Source organism: Streptomyces albipurpureus, from assembly GCF_023701525.1.
GTDB classification, from domain to species: Bacteria; Actinomycetota; Actinomycetes; order Streptomycetales; family Streptomycetaceae; genus Streptomyces; species Streptomyces albipurpureus.
The window spans coordinates 1-23,592 of sequence record NZ_JAMQAW010000002.1 but is presented as its reverse complement, the minus strand read 5'-3'; the positions used below and the strand labels follow the sequence as shown (position 1 = coordinate 23,592).

The following is a 23,592-nucleotide window of genomic DNA, read 5'->3' as shown; positions in this document are numbered from 1 at the left end:
GAGCAGTCGGTCGGGGGTGCGAAACGGGGTGGCGTCGAACTTGGGGGCCAGCAGGTCATAGCCGCGCTCGATCGAGGAGAGGGCCTGCACGGTGAGTTCGCGGAAGGTGGGGCCTGAAGAGGTGAACATCGTCGTCACGGTACTGGTCAACTCGCCATGGGCTGTACCGCGCCATGCGCCCCGGTTCGGGACGCCTCTCGGCAGGGGCGGGCACGGTCCCCCTCATGGGGAGGTCCCGCAGTCCCGCCGGCGCTCGTTCCACCGTCGGCGGTAACGGAGTTGGCGTGCCTCGGCGGAGGGTGATTTCGGGGAGAAGTCGCCGTTCGTTGCCTCTCGCGCGGTCTGCCCCGATCTGTGATGAGGACTCGGTAAACGATAAGCAAATGCGAACACGAGGTCGAGCGTTCCGGATACGTTCTGCTCATGAGTGCGAGAGAGGTCCCTCACCTCGGCACGGGGTGCTCGGCGCTGCCCCCGCTCGATGAAACGGTCCTGGATCAAGGTCCGGTGGCCTGTATGCCCTGGTTGGTGCGCGCGAACGTCTGAAGCCTCAATGTCTCCGGTGCTCACACCGGAGACTGTCTATTTCTGGCGGTATCCGTCTTTTCCCCACCTCCCTTTGGTGTTTTGTATGCCTCTTCGTGACAGTCAGTACCCGCAGACCAGGATGTTGCAGAAAGGGGAGGCCCCGGCTCACCGGAGCGCGGACGGCTGTACCGGCGCTCGCGTCCGCGGTGCGGGATGCGTTGGCGTCACCACTCCGTCCAGTCGTATGGTTCGGTAGCGCTGAATGTTCAGTCAGCAACACTTTGCGTTGACAACAGGGAATGAAATGACCAACGCTTTGGCAATTTCCGCCCGGCTGGGCAGGCCCGAGCGGATGTGGGAACGCGCCGTCGTCGTCGTACTGATCGCGGCTACCAGGACCGCGAGGCCCGTTTTCCGTCTGACTGACCGCGAACTGTCCTGTGCACACTCCAACGGAGGCTGGACGCTCGGCCTCAGGTCCGATGGCAGAGCGATCTTCTACGGTCAGGACGTGGATTGCAGCGACACCATCCAGCGAGGTCCCGAACCCGTCGATCTGCTGGTCAACGCGCCGCTCTGGCTCCCGCACGAGCGGCTGCGGGAAATGAACGTCAACCATGAACTGGGCTATCTCTACTGGTGGGAGCGGGGTCACTGGAGCCGTGCGCCCTACCCCGACTACGTCGAGGACGACGGTCTGATCGCCTCCTGCGACGGCTACGCCGGAATCTTCGACGACAAGGCCCTCGCGCACAGCTTCGCTGACGCCGGCTATCGCGATCGGCGAGCCGCCGAGCGCTTTGTCGCCCGTGTTGAGGAAGGCAGCGTCAACGCCTCCGCGCTGATGGATCTGATGGACTCCGGTGCCGTTCTGGGCTCGCTACCGAGGGAGGCCAGAATCTCCACCGCCCTGGAGTGGGCGGCCCGGCTGGGAGTCGCCGAACGCCTGGTCTCCGGGCGCGCCATGTAACCGGCCACGGTGGCCAGGGCGGTATCCGGCCACCGTGACCGGGCTTCATCGGCTCGAAGGCGCCCCAAGGCGGCGCCAGAAGTCGAGACGATGACCGCGTGCGTAGTCGACCGGACCGATGGCATCGGGGACGAGCGACTGGGTGTGGGGCACCCCGCGATCCGGTCGGTACCGCGGCCAGTGCGGGAGACCGCCTCCGGTCGGCGTCCCGGAGCGGGCGAAGGCGGCCCAGAAGTCAGTCATGGTGTCGGACAGCCGCTGCTGTGCCGGAGTGAAGTGTTTCCGCGCCTCCTCGTCGTCGAACACATAGGGGGTGTCCCCCGCGTGGAAGGCGCCGAAGTCGAACGCGCCCGGCAGCGGGAGGTACATCGGTGCGTCGCGGTCGGCGAACTCATAGGCGTGGAGAGGGGTACGCCGGGAGAGCACGGTGTGTTGGGTATGCGTTCCCAGGGCCCACATCCGGTCCGTGACGACCGTGGCCCACGCCAGCGCGGGGGAGGGGAAGTCCCGTAGCGGATAGGCCCGCGCCACCGTGGTCGCGTCGCCGCCGAACGCGGTCATGAGCGCCCGCTCGTAGTCCTCGCCGGTGAAGGGCTTGCCCACCGCGTCGTAGCGCATCCCCACGAACGTCCGGTGTTCGTCGAGCGTCGCCCCCGAGAGCACCGGGACCCGGTGGAAGCGGCCCGCGCGCAGCGCGGTGGGCGGTAGTTGGGGCAGGACCTCATTGCCGTAGCCGAAGGCCTGGAACGCGTTCATGATGTACGGGACCTGGAGGATGGTCTTGACCGGCAGTCCGCGCAGACAGCGCAGGGTCTGTGCCGGGCTGGTGGTGGTGCAGCCGAGCGATGAGACCAGCTCCGCGCTGATCTCCCGCATCTCGCGGGCGGTACGCCAGACGAACCAGGGGTAGGCCGGCACCTCGGGCCCCATCGCCCCGGCCGGCATGTCCATCATGCCCTCGCCACTGGCGAGCACCGCCCGTTGGAACAGGCCGCGGGCCCCCGGCGAGGTCAGATGGCCGGTGATGGCCGCCGCCCCGAACGAGGAGCCCGCCACGGTCACCTTCCGCGGGTCACCACCGAAGGCCCTCGCATTGCGTTGCACCCAGCGCAGCGCGGCTTGCTGGTCCTGGAGCCCGAAGGTCCCCGAGCCGGGCAGCCCGGGCTGTGCGTAACCGCCGAAGATCCCCAGCCGGTAGTTGATCGTCACCACCACAACGCCTCGGTCGGCCAGCCCCCGCGCGCCGAAGAACTCACCCCCGCCCACCGAGCCGTCACCGTGCATCCACACCAGCACCGGGCGGGGAGTACGGGCGGCGGCGGGGGCGGTGACGTTCAGGACCAGACAGTCCTCTTCCAGGCTGGAGATATCGGCGTAGCCGGATGGCACCTGGGGGCAGAGCGGCCCCGGTGTGGTGGCGTCCTTGACGCCCCGCCAGGGCCGCACCGGGCGCGGTGGCGCCCAGCGGTGCTCGCCGGTGGGCGCTCCCGCGTAGGGGATGCCGTGGAAGAGCCGGTGGCCACCGGATCGGGCACCGCGCAGCTGTCCCGATTCGACCGTCACGATCGGGTCCCCCCGCGGGGTGGCGGCCGACGCTCCGGGCGGTCTCGCCCCCGGGATCGCGGCGAGAACGGCCACGGTGGCCAGGGCGATGCCCCAGGCCCCTCGTCCGGTGTTCATGGGTGCGTTCTCTCCTCGCCGGTGTGCTGGGCTGCCGTGGTGTTGCCTCCTGGGCACGGAATCGGATCCGGTACCAGTCGTAGGCAATCTGACAGCTCGGCCTCGGCGATCGCGCGGGGCGCGCCCCGCACGGCGCTTAGGTGTCCCCCGATGCGGTGGACCGTGGCCCGAACGGGTGTCGCCGGACAGGCCGGAAGAGGGGCTGTGGGCCCGTGCGGGCGGTTCCCGGTCGGTGTGCCCAGAGCGGTGGGGCCCCGATCGGGTTGGTGGCAACGGCTGTGCCCCGGGGGAATCGGAGTCCGTGAGGGTGGGGATGGCAGACGGGCGCCGCGATCACCGAGGGCGGTGAGCGCGGCGCGCGGGGGTTGGTCGAGCGTCGGGTCGCGGTCCTGGGCTACGCCGATGCCGAGAAGACCCGGTCGGCGGTGGTCACCTGGGCGCAGCGCCCCGCGGCCCACTCCAGCGCCATATGGTGCTCCCGTTCGGAGAAGTCCGCCACCGCGTCCGCGACCAGGAATGCCTGGATGTCCTGCATCCAGGCGTCGCAGGCGGTCATCAGTACGCCGATATGGGCGTAGACACCGGTGATGATGATCTGATCGCGGCCCTGTTCCCGAAGTTGCTCCAGCAGATCGGTGCGGACGAACGCGCTGTACTTCCACTTGGTGAGCACCGTGTCCGCGGGTTGGGGTGCCACCGCGTCGGGGATGGCGGCCGCGTGGGCGTCCGCTGGCAGTCCCGGTCCCCAGAAGTCCTGTTGGAGCCCGCGCTCCCGCGGGGTCTGGCCACCGGGCTGGGCGGTGTAGATGACGGGGACACCGAGTGCGGCGGCTTCCTCGCGCAACCTGGCCACCTGGTGCAGCAGGGTCACCACCGGCTCGGCCCGGGAGTCGAACGCCGAGAGGAAGTAGTTCTGGAGATCATGGACAAGGAGCACCGCTCGATCCGGATCAACCTTCCACCGCACCCGATTGGCGGGGAGCCCGTCTGGTTGGGGCATGGGGTAGGGGGCGATGGCGGGCAGGGCCATGGAGACGTTCCGTTTCCGTGTCGGGCGAGGGTGCGCGGGAGTGGGGCGGGTGGGCGGTCCGGATGCTCCGGGGCCGCCGGGGCTCGGAGCGGTCGGCGGAGGGCGACGACCTGCGCCTGACGAGGACGTTCGCGCGCGACCAGGCGCCGGTGGGTGTGCGGCGTGAAACAGGAGGGTGGCGGAGTACGGCGGAGTACGGCGGAGGAGGAAGGAGGACCACGGCTGTCCGACCCGGGGGCCTGACGGGACGGGCAGCCGTGGCCTGTTCTGGGGGTGGGGCTATCGGCCCGGACCCGGGGGCGGTGCCGCTGCCGTACGGAGATCGTTCTTCGACACCTTGCCGACCCCCGTCTTGGGGAAGGTGTCCACGAACACCACACGGTCCGGCACCTTGTACGCGGCCAGTCCTCGATCCCGTACGAACTTCTTCACATCGAACGCCCGTAGCGGCTCGGTGTTGGGGCGCACGATGACATAGGCGCAGGTGCGCTCGCCGAGATAGGGATCGGCTTCCGCCACCACATTGGCGTCGTGGACCGAGGGGTGCGCCAGGATGTGGTTCTCGACCTCTTCGGCCGCGATCTTCTCGCCGCCGCGGTTGATCTGGTCCTTGGCCCGGCCCTCCACCACCAGATGGCCGCTCTCCGTCAGCCTGACCACATCGCCGGTGCGGTAGAAGCCGTCCTCGGTGAAGGACCGGACGTTGTGTTCCGGTGCGTTCCAGTAACCGCGGATGGTGTACGGGCCACGCGTCAGCAGATGGCCCGTGCTCCCGATGGGCAGGTCGTTGTCCTGGTCGTCCACGACGCGGATCTCGTCGTCCGGGGAGATGGGCCGCCCCTGGGTGGTGACGACTGTCTCCAACGGGTCGTCGAGACGGGTGTAGTTGACCAGGCCTTCGGCCATTCCGAAGACCTGCTGGAGGGTGCAGCCCAGCGCCGGGCGCACCCGGCGGGCGGCCTCCTCACTGAACTTGGCACCGCCGACCAGCAGCACCTCCAGGCTGCCGAGGTCGTAGGCGCTCCTGGGGGCCGCCTCGGTCCAGACGATGGCGAGCGGTGGCACGAGACCGGTGATGGTGACGCCTTCGCTCTCGATCAGGCGGAAGGCGACATCGGGCACCGGTTGGGGGCAGAGCACCACCCGGCCGCCCGCGTAGAGGGTGCCGAGCGAGCCGGGGGAGGAGAGCGGGAAGTTATGGGCGGCGGGCAGTACGCACAGATACACACTGTTCTCGTTGACCGCGCAGATCTCGTTGGAGCCCCGCAGCGAGTAGATGTAGTCGTCATGGGTGCGTGGGATCAGCTTGGGGACCCCGGTGCTGCCGCCGGAGAGTTGGAGGAAGGCCAGCTCATGGGAGGCGGGCCCGCCCAGGCCGATGGGTTCGGCGGGTACTTCCGCCAGGTCCTCGAAGTATCCGGCGTCACCGCCGGCGACGAACACATGCTTGAGTGAGGGCGCCTCGGCGCAGACGACGGCGGCCAGCGTGCGGTAGTCGAAGCCCTCGTGCTCGGCCGGGATCACATAGGCGACGGCCTGGGTGAAGGTGCAGAAGTAGACGATCTCGCTTCTGCGGTGTGCCGGTAGGGCGAAGACGGGCAGCGCGCCGATGCGGAACAGCGCGAAGATGACCTCGAAGAACTCGGCGACATTCGGAAGCTGGACGACCACCTTGTCACCCCGGCCGATGCCACGGGCCACCAGTCCCGACGCCAACCGGTCGGCGCGCCGGTCGAGTTCCCCGTAGGTCCAGGTGCGTCGGCCACCGTCCGACCCGCCCGTCGGGTCGACGACGGCGATCCGATCGGGGTGGGCCTCGGCGCGGTCGCGCAGCATCTTCCCGAAGGTCTCACCCTGCCACCAGCCGGCGGCCCGGTAGCGGGCGGCGAACTCCTCGGGCCAGGCGGGTGCCTCGGTCTCGACGAGTTCGGCGGGCGTCATCGGCGCTTCTACGGTACGGGTGGTCACAGCTCGGCTCCCACTGCGTTCAGGAAGGTACGGAACTTGGCCGCGGTCTCATCGGTTTCGGCCGCCGGGTCGGACGCGGCGACCACTCCGGCCCCCGCGTACAGCCTGAGCGAGCGCTCTTGGGCCTCGGCGCAGCGGATGGTGACGACCCATTCCCCCTCGCCGTCGGCATTGCCCCAACCCACCATGCCGGTGAAGAAGCCGCGGTCAAACGGTTCGGTCTCCTGGATCACCGCACGGGCAACGGCCGTGGGGGTGCCGCAGACCGCGGGGGTGGGATGCAGCGCACAGGCTATTTCCAGGGCGGAGACCTCGGGGGTGGCCAGCACACCGGTGAGGGTGGTGGACAGGTGCCACATCGCCGCCGTACGTATCAGGGTCGGTCGCGCCGGTACTTCGATCGTGGCGCAGTAAGGGGCCATGCCCTGGTGTACGGCGTCCACGACCACCGCGTGTTCATGGAGGTCCTTCGCCGACTGCAGGAGGGCCGCGGCCCGGCGTACGTCCTCGGCGAGATCAGGGCTGCGCGGAATGGACCCGGCGAGCGGATTGGCGACCAGCAGCTCGCCGCGCCGGGAGACCAGCAGTTCGGGGCTGGCGCCGAGCAGGGTGCGACCGGGGGTGGTCGGCAGGGCGAAGGTATAGCCGGAGGGGTCGCGTCGGGCAAGCCCTTGCAGCATGGGCGGAAGGTCGAGCGGCTCGCTGCGGCTGAGGGTGAGGGTGCGGGCCAGGACGACCTTGCTGAACTCGCCCTGCCACATGCGGTCCACGGCGGACGCGACGCCCTTGGCGTACACCTCGGGTTCGGGTTCGGGACGGATCTCCCAGGTGCTCGCCGGGGCGCGCTCGGCGGCGAGCGCTATCAGGGGGTCGGTGGTGAGCGCGGGTCCGCAGCGCGCGGTCTCCGGTATGACGAGTGCGGCGGGCGCCGACTGGTCGAACGGGATGGCCCCGATGACCAGCGGAGCCGACGATGTTGTGCGGGCCTGCGCCAGGGCAGTGGCCACCCGCTGGGCGAGTGGCCGATCGCCGCCGGGGACGGTCTGCGCCACTCCGCGCGCCAGCACGGTACGGGTGGGAGTGGCAAGGAACCGATCGCCCGGGCGGTAGGCGTCGAGAAGCGAGGTGGCCGCCCCCACGGCAGGGTGTGCCGGGACGGCCGTCTTTCTGTGCGTGGCGACTTCATGAGCAGCCGTCGACACGGTGACTCCTCTGTTCGATGTGAGGGTGCGGGGAAAGGCGGTGGCGGGGTGGAGCGTGTTCTTCTCGCGGAGTTCGTTCCTCGCGAAGCGGATTCCTCTCGGGCGGAGCGGCCTTGGTGCCGCCCGGAGCCCCAAGGCATCTGAGGGTTCTGAGGGTGGGGAGGTGCGATGGTTGGCTGAGTGCGTTGCGGCGATGGGCGCATGGCCGGCGATCGGCCGGGGGCGGGTCAGCGCAGGGTCGCGCCACCGTCGACGTAGAGGTCGTGCATGGTGATCTGCCGGGCCCGGTCGGATGCCAGAAAGGTCACGGCGTCCGCGATGTCCTGCGGCCTGGCGATCCGCCCCAGGGGGATGCCGGTGCGGTACGCGGCGGGGTGCGGGTCGCCGTCGACGACCCTGACCGCGTCCGACTCATCCGCCCACAGGGCGCGTTGCATCGGGGTGTCGGTCGAGCCGGGTGCCACCACATTGCAGCGGATACCGTTGCGGGCCTGCTCCAGGCCCAGACACTTGGTGAACATGACCGCCGCCGCCTTGGACGCGGCGTAAGCGGCCATCCTGGGCCGGGGGATGCCTGCCGCGTTGGAGGCGACGGTCACCACACAACCGGTGCCGCGCGGTGCCATCCGGGCGACCACGGCCCGGGACACATGGAAGACCCCGGTGGTGTTGACGGCAAAGGTCTCTGCCCAGTCGCGGTCGGTCAGTTCCAGGACCGGCGCGGTACGCAGCACGCCTGCGACGTTCACCAGGATGTCCACCGGACCGAGTTCGCGTTCCACCCGGTCGACGGTCTCCTCCACCGCGTGGACGTCGGTGACATCCAGCGCGTAGGAGTTGACGGGGCCGGCCGTGGGGTCGTCCTCGAACTCCTCGGTGAGTGCCGAGGCCACGACGGAGACCGTGTCGGCGGCCCGGTCGGTCGCCGCGACCGTCGCACCGAGAGCGGCCAGCGCTTGGGTCACGGCCGCGCCGATGCCTTGTCCGGCACCGGTGACGAGTGCCACGCGCCCGGCGAACTCTCCGCCGAACGCTCTGCGGTCAGGCATACACATCCTCCTCGCTCTTAGGTGAGCCTAACCTAACTTCATTCATTGGCCCACCCTGGTTCCGTTCACAGGTTCAAGGGCCTCGCCGGACGAACTCGCCTGACCGCGAACGGACTTCTCGGGGGCTACTTAAGGTAGGCTTCCTTGCTTTCCGGCCAGGCGAGGCTGTGCTTGCTTCCCTCCTCACGGGGAGAGGTGACGTGGTCGCGGCTCCCTCACATCAGGGCGCGGCGGGGCTCGGGGGGTCTGGGCAGCCAGAGCGCCCCGACGACACCGTCGGGCCGGCCGATGCCTCCAAGCCACCGCACCCGCGGCGAACAACACCCAACGGCACCGGCCCGGCTGGCACTCAAGCCCGCCGCCGGGTCACCCGGAGCGCCGGTGTCACCCTGCTGCCGGCCGCCCTGATGGGCGCGCTGCTCCTCACCGTCAGCGACTTCGCCGCCCAACGCGTCCTGGCGCCGATCCAGCTACCGGTGGGCATCAGGCGGCCGCCATCGGCGGGCCGCATCTGATGTGGCTGCTCACCCATGAGCGGCGGGCAGGCCGCCGCTGGGTTGGGCCCTCGGCGACTGGGCTTGGGGTGATCTACGGGGCTTCGGATGACTGCTCAGCCCCGAGGTGGGGCGTGACGTCCGCCTGGAGTTGGTCCTTGGCACCGAGGACCAGTACCACCGAAGCAAATGCGCTGCCCGCGCCCAGGGCGATGGCGGTGCGCAGGTCGAGCACGCCCAGGCTGAGCGACCCGGACGCGAATCCGACCGTCTGAACGACATGGGCGACGGAGAACCCCTCCGATCTACGCGATGGGGGAAGCATCCGTTGGAGGTTGACGGAGCTGACGGCCAGCAGCGGTCCGGTGCCCAGCCCGACCAGGATGAGGCCGGGCACCAGAACCACCCAGCCGGCTCCCCAGGCGATCACACCACCGCCGATACCCAGGCCCAGGAGGCAGACCACGGCCAGTGTCGTGGTGGCACGGCCACGCCAGGCGAAGGCGGCACTGCCGAGAATGCTGGCCAGTGAGAGCACCGCGATGAGCAGCGCCGCCGCGTTGGGGTGGGCGCCGACCCGGTCCGCCAGCGGCAATGCGCCCACCTCCAGCGTGGACAGCAGATGCCCGATGGTGAACAGGCACGCCAGCCAGCCCAGTGTGCGGAGCCAGATGATCGGACCCGCTTCGGTATCCGCGTTCGGTGCGGCGATGGCCGCGCGGGACGTTCCCACGGGCAGGAGCAGCGAGCTGATCACAAACGCTACGGCCATGCCGACCAGGGGGCCAACCGAACTCCAGCCGCCCAGCGCCACGGCCAGCGCCGGCCCCGCGATGATCGCTGTCTCCAGGAGGATCGCGTCAACAGCGATCGCCCGTAGCAGCAGCCCTTCGGACACCGTGCGGGCCAGCAGGGTGCGAAACCCGGCGGAGAGACCGCCTGCCGTCGCACCGCACACCCCGGCCGCCACCAGCAGGCCCTGGGCGGATAGTCCCGCCCGGGCGAGAACCCCCACCGCGAGTGCGGTGGAGGCCGAGCTCCACAACAGCAGGCGGATTCCACGGCTCGGTCCGAAGCGATCGAGAAGCCGCCCCACGGGGATCGCCACCACCAGCTGGCCGATCACGAACGCCACCATCATCAGCGCACCCGTTCGGTAGGAACCGGTGGTGGCGGTGGCCAGCGCCGTGAAGGCGAGCGGTGCCATGGTGTGGGGAAGCCGGCTGAACTGAGTGGCCATGGACCACCGCCAGTACGGCCGATGCCGTAACAAGGAGGGCCGCACATCGTCTATCCCGGTCGTCGTCATCTCGCGAACCTGGCACCGGATCGGCCACAGCTGCTATTGATTCGGATCAAGCCGAACCTTCTGGAGCCCGAATGATCGAGTTCACCCTCACACCGTCGGGCGCGCACCGGATACGTTTCGCGATCTCGCCGTTGGAGGAACTGCTGGCAGCCCTGCGGATCGAGCTCGGGTTGCGCAGCCATCCACCCCGGGTGGCCCGGCTCCCCGCGGACGCGATCGCAGCGCTGCCCCTTGCCGAGCTGTTGTCGGTGCTCAAGGACCCCCACTACATCTGTGAATTCCTCAGCCCGCCGGCGACCGACTCCGACACCACAGCGGCCGCCCAGTTGGTCCACGTCCGTCGGACCCCGGCCGCGCAGGTGGCGACCGAGCTGGACACCCTGAACGTCAACGTCGGCGAGCTGCGAAGGGACGCGAGCCACGCTCGCGATCTACTGGCCGACCAACTGGAGATCGCCTGGGCGGAGTTACTCGCCCCGCGCTGGCCCAGCACGCGGGACATCCTGCACGCCGACATCGGCTACCGCTCAGCCAGACTGGCGGCGGGAGGACTCGACGCGGCCCTCGCTGGACTGCACCCGGACGTGCGGATGGTGGAGCGCGAGGGAGCCGACGCCGTAGTGGTACGCAACCCGGCGCGGGCGAGGGTCCCCCTGGATCGACGTGGCCTGCTGCTGGTGCCGAGCGTGTTCACCTGGCCACGGACCAGTGTGATCGCGGTCGCGCCATGGCAGCCGACCGTCATCTACCCCGCACGAGGGATAGCCGGGAGCGGCGCGAGCGGGTCCCACCACGTCAAACTGGCCCGTGTCGTCGGACGCACCAAGGCGAAGCTGCTGACCGCGCTGCAGGAGCCGATGAGCACATCGGCCCTGGCACGACAGCTGCAGTTGGCCCCCAGCACCGTCTCCGAGCACCTGGCCGCGCTGCGCGACAGCGGATTGCTGACCACCGCCCGGCGCGGGCACACGGTGCTGTACGGGCGCACCCCGCTCGGTGACGAGTTGGCGCGCGGATGACCCGAGTCGAGCCCTCTCGGCGCTCACGCAACCGCCTCGCGGACGACGGCGGGTGCCGCACAGCGGGGGTCCGATGCCAGGGCCCGGACCCCCGCTGATGGCTCAGGAGGGGCGTACGGCAGCCAGCGCCGCATCCAGGACCGGACCGATCTCGGTGAGCCGGGCCGGGTCCATCAGCTCGTCGTGCGAGCAGTCCAGGACATGCTCGACGAGCCTCCCGGTGAGGAATCCGGGCCACACCCGCCGGGGTGCGTCCGCGGCCTCGGTGCTGCGGGCCGCGGTGAAGAACAGCACATCACCGGTGTAGTGGCGGGTACGGCTGCGCGAGAGCAGCCGTACACAGTGCACATTGGTGTCCACGATCCCGCCCAACAGCGCCTCATCGAAACCGGCCAGCAGCCCCTGGCTGTCCCGGATCGCCGCCATGGCCTCCTCCCGGCTCACCGCCCCCACCACCGCGTCGGCGCCGTCGGCGCCCTCGGTATCCGCCGTATCGCCGATGCCCGCGACCGACAGCAGGAACCCGCTCTCCTCCCGCTCCAACCGCTCCCGCCAATCCGGTGCGTCAACGAACGCCCAGTCCTCCTTCTCCGGCGGGTAGGCGTCCAGCAAGCCCAGGAACGCGACCTCTTCGCCGCGCTCCTGGAGCATGGCCGCCAGGGTCTGGGCGACCGTGCCGCCGAAGGAGTACCCCAGGAAGTGGTACGGCCCCTGCGGCTGCACCTGGCGTATCTCCGTCAGATACAGGTCGGCGAGCCCGGCCACATCGTCCACCGCGGGCAGTTCGCCGGCCAGCCCCGGCGACTGCACCGCGTACACCGGCCGCTCCGGGTCCAGATGACGGAGCAGCCCCGTGTACTGCCAACCGAAGCCGGACGCGGGATGGAAGCAGAACAGCGGCGCATGACTCCCGCGCTCGCGCAGCGGCATCAGCACCCGAAGCGCGTCCCGGCGGGCATCCGAGCCGATACGGGCCGCCACATCGGCGACCGTCGGCGCCGACATCACGGTGGCGACCTGCACCGGCACCCCCAGTTCGGCGCGGATACGACCGACGAGGCGCATCGCGAGCAGTGAATGGCCGCCCAGTTCGAAGAAGTTGTCCGTCACACCGACGCGCTCCAGGCCCAGCACCTCCGCGAAGATCCGGCAGAGCAACTGCTCCCGGGCGTCCTTGGGCGGCCGGCCGCCACCACTGCCACCGAGGTCCGGTACCGGCAGTAGGGCTCGGTCCACCTTGCCATTGACCGTCAGTGGCAGCGCCGCCAACTCGACGAACGCCGAGGGCACCATGTACTCGGGGAGCGCCGCGGACAGCCGCTCCCGCAGCAGCGCCGGGTCCATCGCGCTGCTCCGGGCATCCGCCGCCGGCACGGTGTAGGCCACCAGCCGCTTGATCCCCGTGGTACTCGTATGCACCACCACGGCCGCCGCGGCGATCCCCGGCGTTTCGGCGACCGCGGACTCGATCTCGCCCAACTCGATCCGATAGCCCCGGATCTTCACCTGATGGTCGGTGCGACCCAGGTAGTCGATCCCGTCATCGGCCCCCCAGCGCACCAGATCGCCGGTGCGGTACATCAGCGTGCCGGGCTCCCCGAACGGATCGGCGACAAAACGCTCCGCGGTCAGCGCCGGCCGCTCGAAGTACCCCCGCGCCAGACCGGCGCCCGCCAGATACAACTCACCGGGCACCCCCACCGGCACCGGCCGCAGCGCACTGTCCAGCACATAGGCACGGGTGTTGTAGATCGGACGGCCGACCGACGAGCGCGCGCTGCCGGCCACATCCGCGCCCAGCGCGTTGATGGTGTACTCGGTGGGCCCGTACAGGTTGTAGCCCATCGTGCCCTCGGTCGCCCCCAACAAGGACCACAGCGAATCCGGTACCGCCTCGCCGCCCAGCAGCACCAGCACCGGACGGTGCCGGTCCTGGTCCAGCAGACCCGCGTCGATCAACTGCTGACCGTAGGAAGGGGTCACATTGATGACATCGATACCGACCCGGTCATAGTGCGCGGTCAGGGCCGTCGGATCGAGCCTCAGCTCCTCCCCGATGACATGCACCTCATGCCCGTCGACCAGCCAGAAGAACTCCTCCCACGACATGTCGAAGGCGAAGGACACCGTATGGGCGACCCGTAGCGCCCGCCCGGCGGCTCGCTTCCCGGCCCGCTCGATGGCCGGTGCGAAGATCCGTTCACGATGGTTGAGCAGCATGTTCGTCAGCCCCGCATACGGCACCACCACCCCCTTGGGACGTCCGGTGGAACCCGATGTGTAGATCAGATACGCGGGATGTCTGCCATCGCGGGGCCCGGTCAGCTCCGACTCGGCGACCGGTGCGCCCGAGCGGGCCGCCAACTCCGCCACCGTCTCCCCGGCATCCAGCAGCAGCGCCGGCACCCCCGCCAGCGCCGGACCCCGGGCGTTGGTCACCAGACAGAGCGGACGGGCGTCCGCCACCATCGTCGCCAGCCGATCCACCGGATGGTCCAGATCCAACGGCAGATACGCGGCCCCCGTCTTCAACACCGCGAACAGGGCCACCACGAAGTCCGCCGAACGCGGCAGCCCCAGGGCCACCACCCGCTCAGGGCCCGCCCCCCGAGCGATCAGGGCACGGGCGAGCCGATTGGCCCGCTCGTCCAACTCCGCGTAGGTCAGCCGCTCATCGTCGAAGACCAGAGCCGTCGCCTCCGGGGTGGCCCGGGCCTGTGCGCCGAACAACTCGTCGACCGTGCTGTCCGGGACCTCGTGTCCAAGGTCATCGCCCTGGGCGAGCAGCTCCGCCCGCTCATCGCCCAGCAGGGTGCGCAGCCGTCCCACCGCGGCCGTGCCCCCGTCGGCGAACTGCTCCACCAGGAGTGTCAGCCGCTGGGCGAGCCGCTCGGCGCTCGCGCGGTCATAGAGGTCCGGCCGGTACGCCAGGCTCAACTCCAGCGCACGTTCCGGAGTGACCGCGAGGGTCAGCGGATAGTGGGTGCCGTCCACACTGTGGGTCCAACCGATCTGGTGGCGCTCCACCGCCTCTTCCCTGGCCGCATCGTCCAGCGGGGTGTTGCGGAAGACATACAGGGTGTCGAAGAGCTGGCCGACCCCGCTGAGCTGCTGGATGCGCCCCAGGCCCAGATAGTGGTGCGGCAGGAGCTCCGCATGCTCCCGCTGGTTGCGCACCAACAACTCCCGCAGCGACTCATCGCGCCGCAGTGACACCCGGAACGGCAGGGTGTTCATCAACATGCCGATCATCTGGTCCACGCCGGTGATCTCCGCCGGGCGGCCCGAGACCGTCGCCCCGAACACCACATCGTCCCGTCCGGTCATCCCCGACAGGGCGAGCGCCCAGGCCGTGGAGAGCACGGTGTTCAGGGTGACGCCACTACCCCGGGCGAAGCTACGCAGCCGATCGCTGGCCGCTTCGTCAAGGACCACCTCCACGACCTCGGCCGTCACCGGCTCACGCGCGGGATCGGCCGGAGCCACCAGCGTCGCCTGGTCCAGGCCCGACAGATGCGCCCGCCAAGCGGCCGCCGCGGCCTCCTGGTCCGTACCGGCCAGCCAGCGCAGATACTCGCGGTACGGAGTGACCGGCGCCAGCCCGTCCACCTCGCCACCCCGGGCGTACAGGGCGAACAACTCCTCGAAGAACAACGACTCCGACCAGCCGTCCGTCAGAATGTGATGCTGTGTCACACAGAGCATCCACCGCTCTTCGGCGAGCTTGATCAGCGTCACCCGCATCAGTGGCGGGTTCGCCAGATCGAACCGGGTCGCGGCATCCGTCAGCGAGAACTCCTGGAGTGCCGCGTCCTGCTCCTGGCGATCGAGCCCGGTGAAGTCCAGCTCACACCAGGGCACCTCCCACTCGGCCGGTACCACCTGGACCGGAGCGTCCAACCGGTCGTGCCAGAAACCGGAGCGCAGATTGGGGTGCCGGCGCAGCATTGCGTCGAAAGCCGACCGCAGCGCGGTGCCATCCACCCCATGCAGCAGCTCCATGAAGTTCTGCATCAGATAGACATCGAGCGCCCGGTCGTCGTAGACCGCGTGGAAGTACAGCCCCTCCTGGAGCGGCGAGAGCGGCAGAATCTCCTCGGCGCCCGGGAACACCGACTCCACCACCGCCCGCCGGGTCTCGTCCAGCACCACCAGGGGTCCCGAAACCCGGGTCGCAACCGCCGCCGCCCCCAGCTGCGCGGCCGCGGCCAACCTCGCCACCGTACGGTGCTCGAAGACCTCCCTCGGAGTGAGGACCAGCCCTTCCTTGCGGGCCCTGGTCACCAGCTGGATCGAGACGATGCTGTCACCGCCCAACGCGAAGAAGTCATCGTCGACACCGGCCGACTCCAGACCCAGGACATCCGAGAAGACCCGGCACAACGCCTCTTCCCGCTCGTCGGCTGGTGCCCGTGAGATCAGCGAACCGCCCAGCACCGGCGCGGGCAGCGCCCCCCGGTCCAGCTTGCCGTTGACGTTCGTCGGCAGCGACTCCAGCACCACCACCGCGGCCGGAACCATGTACTCGGGCAGCGAGAGGGCCAACTGCGCGCGTACCGCGCCCGGCTCGATCCCCCCGGTCACATAGGCCACCAGCCGCTTCACTCCCGGAGTGTCCTCGCGCACCACCACCGCCGCCGTCATCACCCCGGCCAGCGCGGTCAGCGCCGCCTCCACCTCGCCCAGCTCGATGCGGAAGCCCCGGATCTTCACCTGGTCATCGACCCGGCCCAGATACTCCAGCTCCCCGTCACCGCGCAACCGCACCAGGTCTCCGGTGCGATACATCCGGGCCCCGGGCGCGCCGTGGGGGTCGGCGACAAAACGTTGCGCGGTGAGCGCATGCCGGCCCAGGTAGCCGCGCGCCAGGCCCGCACCGGCCAGGTACAGCTCACCAACCGTCCCCCTCGGCGAGGGCCGCAGGGCAGCGTCCAGCACATACGCCGATGTGTTCCCGATCGGTCGGCCCACGATCGGCACCGCACTGATCCCGAGATCCGCCCCCAGCGCGTCCACGGTGTACTCGGTCGGCCCATACAGATTCACCGACATCACACCGCTGGCATCCCGTACCTGGGACCACAGCGAATCCGGTACGGCCTCCCCACCCAGCAGCAGCAACGCGGGACGGTGGGAACCCGGCGCGAGCAGCCCCCACTCCAGCAGCTGCTGTGCATAGGTCGGAGTGACGTCCATCGCGTCGATCCGGTGATCGCGCACATAGCCGACGACGAACTCCGCGTCCCGCCGCCCAACCTCATCGAGCACATGGAGCTCATGCCCGGCCACCAACCAGAACAACTGCTCCCAGGACGTGTCAAAGCTGAAGGAAGCAGTGTGCAGGGCCCGCAGCCCTCGCCCACCGACAGCGGCCACCACCGGGCCGAACACCTCATCGATGTGGTTGGCGTAGAGATTCGACAGCCCGCCGTGGGTGAGCACCACCCCCTTGGGACGGCCGGTGGAGCCCGAGGTGTAGATCACATAGGCCGGATGCTCCGGGTCCACCTCCGGTGAGCTGAACTCCGCCCCGATCGCACGGAGCTCATCGGCGGTCCACGCGCTGTCCAGGACGATCCGCTCCGGCACACACTCGGCGGGCAGCAGTCCGGCCGCGGCCGAAGTCGTCACCACGCACACCGGGGCCGCGTCCTCGATCATGTAGCCCAGCCGGTCCGCCGGATAGTCCAGATCGAGCGGCAGATAGGCGCCGCCCGCCCGCAGCACCGCCAGGATCGCCACCACCGCGTCCGCCGAGCGCGGCACCGCGAGAGCCACCACCGACTCCGGGCCCACGCCCCGCGCCGCCAGCATCCCCGCCAGCCGGGCCGTCCGCTGATCCAACTCGGCAAAGGTCAGCGCCACCTCACCGGCGACGACGGCCTGGGCATCCGGAGTCAGCGCGGCCCGCTCAGCGAACCGGTCCGCGACCGTGCCCCGGGGCACCTGGCGAACCGTGCCACTCCACCCGTCACGCAACAGCTCCCGCTCGGGGGCCGTCAGCAACTCCAGCGCGCCGACCGCCACACCCGGGGCATCCGCCAACTGCGCCAGCACCCCCGCGAGCCGATCCGCGACCAGCGCCGCCTGACGTTCGTCGAAGAGGTCGGGTCGGTACTCCAACTGGAGGTGCACCCGCTCCTCCAACGACACCGCCAGGGTCAGCGGATAGTGCGTGGCATCCCGTGCCTGCACATCGGTGACGCGCAGTCCGCCGGAGAGCTCAGGGCGAGCGTCCGGGTCCACCGGATAGTTCTCGATGACGACCAGGGTGTCGAACAACTCTCCGCCGCCAGCCTGCTTCTGGATCAGGCGCAAGCCGAGGTGGTGATGGGCGAGCAACGCGTTCTGCTCATCGCGGAACCGCCGCAGCAGCCCTTCCGCGCTCTCGGCCGGCCGCAGTGACACTCGTACCGGAACGGTGGTGATGAAGAGTCCCACCATCGACTCCACACCCACGATCTCATCCGGACGTCCCGAGACCGTCAGCCCGAACACCACATCGTCGGAGCCGGTCAACCCACCGAGCACCAGGCCCCAAGCACACTGGATCACCGTGCTCACCGTCGTGCCCAACCGTCGGGCCGCGGCGTTGAGCCGGGCGGTGGCGTCCTCTGACAGCTCCACACCCACCGTCCCCGGCCGCACCGACCCACGGGACGGATCGACGGGTGCGACCAGCGCCGGCTCGTCGAAGGACCCGAATGCCCCGCGCCAGGCAGCCTCGGCCGCCGACCGGTCCTGCCGCTTCAACCACTGGAGATAGTCACGGTAGGGACGGACCGCGGTGAGACCCGAAGCGTCCCCATCGCTCTCGTACAGCGCCAGCAGATCCCCCACCAGCAGCGGCATCGACCAGCCGTCCACCAGGATGTGGTGGACGGTGACGACCAGCCGATGGTCGCCCTCCCGCAGCCTGACCAGCACCAGCCGCAGCAGCGGCGGCCGATGCAGCTCAAAGCGCTGCGCCAGCTCATCCCGCTCCACCCGCCGCAGAGCCGCCTCCGACGGCTCGCCCGAGAGGTCCACCCGGCCGACGGAGATCTTCACCGCCGCCGGGATGAACTGCACCGGCTGCGGCACCCCCTCATGCCAGAACCCGGCCCGGAGATTGGGGTGCCGGCGCAGCAGCGCCGCCGCCGCCCGGCCCAGCCGCTCGGCGTCCACCTGGCCCGCGAGCGACACCGACACCTGCACCGTGTACACATCGGCCGCGCCGGTGTCACCGCCGTCGTAGACGGCATGGAACAACATGCCCTGCTGGAGGGGGGACATCGGAAGCATGTCCTCGATACGGGCCTGCGTCACTGCTGATCCCTCCACATTGCTTCGAGCATGCTGATCTGGTCCTGATCGAGATCGACCAGGTCGAGGTCCGACGGTGTGTGACCCCCGGCCGTGCCCCCGTCCGCCCATGCGGCCAGGGTGTCCAGGGCGGTCAACCAGCCGTCGGCGATCTCGCCGACGGCGGTCTGCGGCAGTGCCGAGCCCGCCCAGATGAAGGTCGCGGTCAACTCCGGACCCTCCGGACCGGCGACGATCTCCGCGTTGATCTCCAGCACATGGGAGAGCGGAGTCGAGGGATCGGGCCGTACCGCCACGGCATCCGACTCACCGGCCGGACCCCAGTTGGCCTCCACGGCCTCAGCCGTCTGCCGGCCGAGGTAGTTCCACAGGAGCTCCGGACGGGCGCCCGCGTCGAAGAGCCGGGCCGTCGCCGCGTTGGTGTACCGCAGCAGCCCCGCACCCACACCGCCGTCCGGGACCGCCCGTATCAGCTCCTTGGTCTCCTTGAGCGCGGCACCGGCATCCTCCTGCCCCGCCAGAACGGCCACCGGGTCATAGGCGTTGGTCCCCAGCCGCAGCGGATACAGACTGGTGAGCCAGCCAACCGTACGGGTGAGGTCCGCACCCGGCAGCAACTCCTGCGCCCGGCCATGACCCTCCAACTCCACGGCGATACCCGCCCGGGTCCCGGTACGGCCCTTGTGAGCCGCCCAGTCACCGACGGCCAGCGCCAACGCGGTGAGGAGCGTGTCATTGACCGTGCCGTGGAAGGCCGACGGCACCGCCTCCAACAGCGGTGCGGTGCGTTGTGCCGACAGACGTACGCTCAGCTCCCGGGCTGTTGCCGCCGTATCCAACTCCGGCGTCAGCGCCCGATCCGCCAGCAGCCGCTCGGAGACATCCGCATCCAACCAGCGGTCCAACTCGGCAACGCGGCGATCGCTGTGCGCCTCGGTCAGCAGATGGGTGTTCCAGGCGCGCAACGAGGTTCCCACCGGGTCGAGCGCGGCCGCACGGCCCGCGGCCAGCGCCTCATAGGCCGCCCGTAGATCCGGCAGCAGGATCTGCCATGACACCTCGTCCACCACCAGATGGTGGGCGACCAGCAACAGCCTGCCAGGACTGCCAGGTCCCAGGTCGAACCTGACGGCCCGCACCATCTGGCCGGCCAGCGGATCGAGCCCGGCCGCCGCCCGCACCGACTCGGTGGCGATGAGATCCCGCAGCCCCTTGCCACCGCTTCCGTCGGCATCGACCGTACGCAGCAGTGCGGCGGCGTCGACCGCACCGCGCGAGCGCACCTCGGCCGTCCAGACACCGGGCCGCCGTACGGTCAGGACCTGCCGCAGCCCGTCATGGTGGTCGAGCACGGTCTGGAGCGCCTGGACCAGGTGCTCATCGCGCACGCCTGCCGGCAACCGCACCAACCTGGCCTGGCTGAACCGCTCGAACGGCCCGCCACGGGCCGCGAACCACTGGGCGATCGGCGGCAGCGGTAGCGTCCCCACCCCGTCGTCGACCGGTCGGGCCACAGCCGTGGCCCCGTCCGCGACCTTGGCAACGGTCAGCAGCCGGGCGGGCGTCGGGTGCTGGAAGATCTCCCGGGCCGTGATGGTCACCCCGGCCTTGCGGGCCGAGCTCACCAACCGGATGGAGACGATGCTGTCCCCGCCGAGCTCGAAGAAGTTGTCATCGGGCCCCACCGGCGGCCTGCCCAACACCTCGCCCATCAGCCGGGTGAGTACATCGAGCGGGCTCTCCGTGGCCTTGGGACGTTCCACGGCGAGCGTCGCACCGGAAGCCTCGCCCATGGGTGCGGGCGCGGGGAGCGCCCGACGGTCCAACTTCCCGTTCACCGTGGTCGGCAAGGTGTCGAGGGTGAGGAACACCGAGGGGATCATGTATCCGGGCAGCCGCTCCGCCGCACTTCGCCGCAGCGCATCCGGGTCCACCACGGCACCGGCAGCTGGCACGGCGTACGCCACCAGCTGTCGCACCCCCGGAAGGTCCTCACGGACCAGCACCACCGCCTGCGCCACCCCCGGCACATCGGCCAGCACGGCCTCGATCTCGCCCAACTCGATTCGGAAGCCGCGCAGTTTGACCTGGTCATCGGCGCGGCCGAGATAGTCGAGCCGCCCATCGGCGCGCCAGCGCACCAGATCCCCCGTGCGATACATCCGCGCACCCGGCACACCGAACGGGTTGGCGACAAAACGCTCGGCGGTCAACCCCGCCCGTGCCACATACCCGCGGGCCAACTGGTAACCCGCGAGATACAACTCCCCGGTGACGCCCAAGGGCACCGGCCGCAGACCGGCGTCGAGCACGAACACCTGGGTGTTCCACACCGGTGAGCCGATCGGCGCTGACGTGGTACCGGCGGTTGGGGACTCCGGCGGACAGGAGGTGGCGGTGACATCCACGGCCGCCTCGGTCGGACCGTAGAGATTCTCCAACGCCACCGAACCACCCGGACCGGCCGAAGCGTGGAACCGGGCCACCAGGTCCCCGGTGAGCGCCTCACCACTGCACACCACCAGCCGCAGCGAAGGACAGGACGCCACCTCGACCTCACCCAGGAAGGCTTGCAGCATCGACGGTACGAAGTGCAGCGCGCTGATGTGCCGCTCGCGGATCAGGGAGGCCAGATACTCCGGGTCCTTGTGCCCGTCGGGACGGGCGATCACCAGGGGGACGCCCTCGACGAGCGGCCAGAAGAGCTCCCAGACCGAGACGTCAAAGCTCGCGGGAGTCTTGTGCAGCACCAGGTCATCAGGGGTCAGGACATAGGCGTTCTGCATCCAGCGGAGGCGGTTGACGATCGCCCGATGCTCCACCATCACCCCCTTGGGGCGGCCCGTGGACCCGGAGGTGAAGATGACATACGCGGGATGGTGGGGCAACAGCGGCGATATCCGGTCCGCGTCCCCGACCTCGGAGCCGGGCAGGGCGGCCAGCTCCACCGCGGTTCCCGGTGCGTCCAGGAGGACCGAATCCACACCGCTCGGCAGCGCGGTCGGCGAGCCCAACCCGGTGATCACACAGATCGGGTCCGCCGTGTCGATCATGTACGCCAGCCGGTCGCCGGGGAGCTCCAGGTCGAGGGGAAGATACGCGCCGCCCGCCCGCACCACCGCATGGATGGCCACGAGCAGATCGAAGGACCTCGGCAGCGCCACACCGACCACGGACTCTGGACCCACTCCCCGCCCGATGAGCAGCCGGGCCAGTCGGTTCACCCGTGCCTCGAAGTCGCTGCGGGACAGTTCGGCACCCTCATGGACCAGCGCTGCCCCCTGGGGAGAGACATCTCTTCCGGCAGCCACCAGATCGGCAAGGGTCCTCGGCCCTTCAAGGACCCGTGCGGTGTCATTCCACTCCCGCACCATCCGGTCCCGCTCGATCGACTCCAGCACATCGATGTCGGCGATCCGCTGTGTCGGGTCGCCCGCGACCGCGTCCAGCAGCCGCAGCAACCGTGACGACAGTGCCTCGGCGCTCGACCGGTCGAAGAGGTCGGTCGCATAGCGGATACCGCCCGAGATCCGGGCACCACCATCGGCGGCGGCGAACGCCACCTCCAGATCGAACTTCGAGCCGCCGATCTCCAGGGGAAACTCCTCGGCGGGCAGGCCGAAGAGCTCCCGAACATCCGAGTCGACGGCGTAGTACGTCACCATCGTCTGGAAGAGCGGATTCCGGGACCGGGAACGCTCCGGGTCCACCGCCTCCACCACGGCCTCCAACGGCAGGTCGGCGTGTGAGAACGCGGTGAGACCCGTATCCCGGACCCGACCCACCAACTCGTCGAAGGTCGGGGCGCCGGAGAGATCCGCCCGAAGGACCAGCGTATTGAGGAAGAAGCCGATGAGCCCGTCCAGCGACTCATCGCTCCGTGCGGACACCGGGCTGCCGAGGGGGATGTCATCGCCCGCGCCGAGTCGATGCAGCAGGGCCGACACCGCAGCGTGCACCACCATGAACATGGTCGCGCCGGACTCCCTGGCGATCCGGGTCAGCCCCTCACCCGTCGTCGATGACACCTCGAACGTCACCACATCGCCCCGCTGGCTGGGCACGGGGGGTCGGGGGCGGTCGGTGGGGAGGGGGATTTCGTCGGGGAGGTCGGCGAGTGTGGTGCGCCAGTGGGTGGTTTGGCGGGTGGTGAGTGAGGTGGGGTCGTCGGGGTTGCCGAGGAGTTGGCGTTGCCAGAGGGCGAAGTCGGCGTACTGGACGGGTAGTGGGGTGAAGTCGGGTGCCCGGCCGGCAGTCCGAGCCGCATAGGCGGTATCCAGATCGCTCAGCAGCGGACGAGTGGACCATTCATCGGTGGCGATGTGATGCATCAGCAGCACCAGGACATGCTCCGCGCCATCCGCGCTCAGCAGCGTGACCCGCAGCGGCAGGTCCACCGCCAGATCGAATACCTCCCCGCACAGACCCAGGGCCGCGTCCGCCAACTGGTCCGCCGGCACCTGCCGGACGGTGAAGGGCACCCGAACGTCGTCAGGGCGCAGTACCCGCTGGAAGGGCTCACCGTCGTGCTCTTCGAAGCGGGTGCGCAGCGTCTCATGGCGTGCCACGAGATCCCGTACCGCCGCCTCCAGGGCCACCACGTCGAGGGCGCCGCGCAACCGGACGGCGAAGGGCACGTTGTACGCCGGGCTGGGGCCCCGCACGCTGTCGATCAGCCACAACCGCTGTTGGGCGAAGGAGAGCGGGAGCGGTTCGGGGCGTACGGCGGGTAGCAGCGGAGGCCGGTGAACGCTACCGCGTTCGGCGAGCCTGGCCGCCAGGGCCGCGGCTGTCCGAGCCTCGAACACATCCCGGATACCGCACTCCACGGCCAAGGCCGTCCGTACCCGGGCCACGACCCGCGTCGCCAGCAGTGAGTGCCCGCCGAGACGGAAGAAGTCCTCTTCCACACCGACCGACGGCACGGCCAACGCCTCGGCGAAGATCCCGCAGAGGATCTCTTCCCGTGCATTGCGTGGGGGTCGGGTGGGTTGGGTGGTGGGGGTTGTTGGTGTGGGGAGTTGGGTGTGGTCGAGTT

General features: G+C 69.8%; 12 protein-coding genes. 4 read left to right on the top strand and 8 right to left on the bottom strand.

The features are described from left to right. Positions 1-423 precede the first annotated feature (423 nt). Together NBG84_RS40390 and NBG84_RS01305 are read left to right on the top strand one after the other, a co-directional pair. Positions 424-546, top strand: coding sequence for a hypothetical protein (locus tag NBG84_RS40390; protein ID WP_285366239.1), 123 nt, complete (start codon positions 424-426; stop codon positions 544-546). Between the two features lie 286 nt (positions 547-832). Beyond that, a complete protein-coding gene (locus NBG84_RS01305) occupies positions 833-1,498 on the top strand; it encodes a hypothetical protein (RefSeq protein ID WP_250917328.1) in 666 nt (221 codons plus the stop codon). A 45-nt stretch (positions 1,499-1,543) separates the two neighbouring features. Here the strand turns inward: NBG84_RS01305 and NBG84_RS01300 are convergent, their stop codons facing one another. The 5 genes from NBG84_RS01300 to NBG84_RS01280 form a co-directional block, all read right to left on the bottom strand. Then, positions 1,544-3,178 (bottom strand): carboxylesterase/lipase family protein, encoded by a 1,635-nt coding sequence (locus NBG84_RS01300; RefSeq protein ID WP_250917327.1) that lies wholly within the window; start codon positions 3,176-3,178, stop codon positions 1,544-1,546. Between the two features lie 394 nt (positions 3,179-3,572). Next, positions 3,573-4,208: an isochorismatase family protein gene (locus tag NBG84_RS01295; protein ID WP_250917326.1), complete on the bottom strand. Its 636-nt coding sequence runs from the start codon at positions 4,206-4,208 to the stop codon at positions 3,573-3,575. A gap of 279 nt (positions 4,209-4,487) precedes the next feature. After that, on the bottom strand, positions 4,488-6,149 hold the full coding sequence (locus tag NBG84_RS01290) for a (2,3-dihydroxybenzoyl)adenylate synthase (RefSeq protein WP_250917712.1): 1,662 nt from the start codon (positions 6,147-6,149) through the stop codon (positions 4,488-4,490). A 23-nt stretch (positions 6,150-6,172) separates the two neighbouring features. After that, positions 6,173-7,378: an isochorismate synthase gene (locus tag NBG84_RS01285; RefSeq protein WP_250917325.1), complete on the bottom strand. Its 1,206-nt coding sequence runs from the start codon at positions 7,376-7,378 to the stop codon at positions 6,173-6,175. 227 nt (positions 7,379-7,605) lie between these two features. Further along, positions 7,606-8,427, bottom strand: a complete 822-nt coding sequence (locus tag NBG84_RS01280) for a 2,3-dihydro-2,3-dihydroxybenzoate dehydrogenase (protein ID WP_250917324.1) — start codon at positions 8,425-8,427, stop codon at positions 7,606-7,608. A 200-nt stretch (positions 8,428-8,627) separates the two neighbouring features. Between NBG84_RS01280 and NBG84_RS01275 the strand changes: the two genes are divergently transcribed. After that, positions 8,628-8,942, top strand: a complete 315-nt coding sequence (locus tag NBG84_RS01275; RefSeq protein WP_250917323.1) for a hypothetical protein — start codon at positions 8,628-8,630, stop codon at positions 8,940-8,942. 73 nt (positions 8,943-9,015) lie between these two features. Here NBG84_RS01275 and NBG84_RS01270 read toward each other — a convergent pair whose 3' ends face one another. Continuing rightward, on the bottom strand, positions 9,016-10,161 hold the full coding sequence (locus NBG84_RS01270) for an MFS transporter (protein WP_250917322.1): 1,146 nt from the start codon (positions 10,159-10,161) through the stop codon (positions 9,016-9,018). Positions 10,162-10,301: 140 nt separating this feature from the next. On the opposite strand from NBG84_RS01270, the gene NBG84_RS01265 reads away from it, so the two are divergent. Then, positions 10,302-11,249, top strand: a complete 948-nt coding sequence (locus NBG84_RS01265; RefSeq protein ID WP_250917321.1) for a DUF5937 family protein — start codon at positions 10,302-10,304, stop codon at positions 11,247-11,249. Between the two features lie 102 nt (positions 11,250-11,351). On the opposite strand, the gene NBG84_RS40385 is transcribed toward NBG84_RS01265, so the two are convergent. After that, complete coding sequence (locus tag NBG84_RS40385; protein ID WP_285366263.1) at positions 11,352-18,533, bottom strand: amino acid adenylation domain-containing protein; 7,182 nt, start codon at positions 18,531-18,533, stop codon at positions 11,352-11,354. Between the two features lie 20 nt (positions 18,534-18,553). Then, positions 18,554-23,592, bottom strand: a 5,039-nt coding sequence (locus NBG84_RS01245) for a non-ribosomal peptide synthetase (RefSeq protein ID WP_250917320.1), incomplete at its 5' end; no start/stop codon positions are given.

What these genes read in the sequence shown, in the direction of transcription:
- NBG84_RS01300 (WP_250917327.1), bottom strand. Translation starts at nt 3,178, where the DNA reads ATGAACACCGGACGAGGGGCCTGGGGCATCGCCCTGGCCACCGTGGCC.
- NBG84_RS40385 (WP_285366263.1), bottom strand. Translation starts at nt 18,533, where the DNA reads ATGCTTCCGATGTCCCCCCTCCAGCAGGGCATGTTGTTCCATGCCGTC.
- NBG84_RS01270 (WP_250917322.1), bottom strand. Translation starts at nt 10,161, where the DNA reads ATGGCCACTCAGTTCAGCCGGCTTCCCCACACCATGGCACCGCTCGCC.
- NBG84_RS01290 (WP_250917712.1), bottom strand. Translation starts at nt 6,149, where the DNA reads ATGACGCCCGCCGAACTCGTCGAGACCGAGGCACCCGCCTGGCCCGAG.
- NBG84_RS01280 (WP_250917324.1), bottom strand. Translation starts at nt 8,427, where the DNA reads ATGCCTGACCGCAGAGCGTTCGGCGGAGAGTTCGCCGGGCGCGTGGCA.
- NBG84_RS40390 (WP_285366239.1), top strand. Translation starts at nt 424, where the DNA reads ATGAGTGCGAGAGAGGTCCCTCACCTCGGCACGGGGTGCTCGGCGCTG.
- NBG84_RS01295 (WP_250917326.1), bottom strand. Translation starts at nt 4,208, where the DNA reads ATGGCCCTGCCCGCCATCGCCCCCTACCCCATGCCCCAACCAGACGGG.
- NBG84_RS01305 (WP_250917328.1), top strand. Translation starts at nt 833, where the DNA reads ATGACCAACGCTTTGGCAATTTCCGCCCGGCTGGGCAGGCCCGAGCGG.
- NBG84_RS01265 (WP_250917321.1), top strand. Translation starts at nt 10,302, where the DNA reads ATGATCGAGTTCACCCTCACACCGTCGGGCGCGCACCGGATACGTTTC.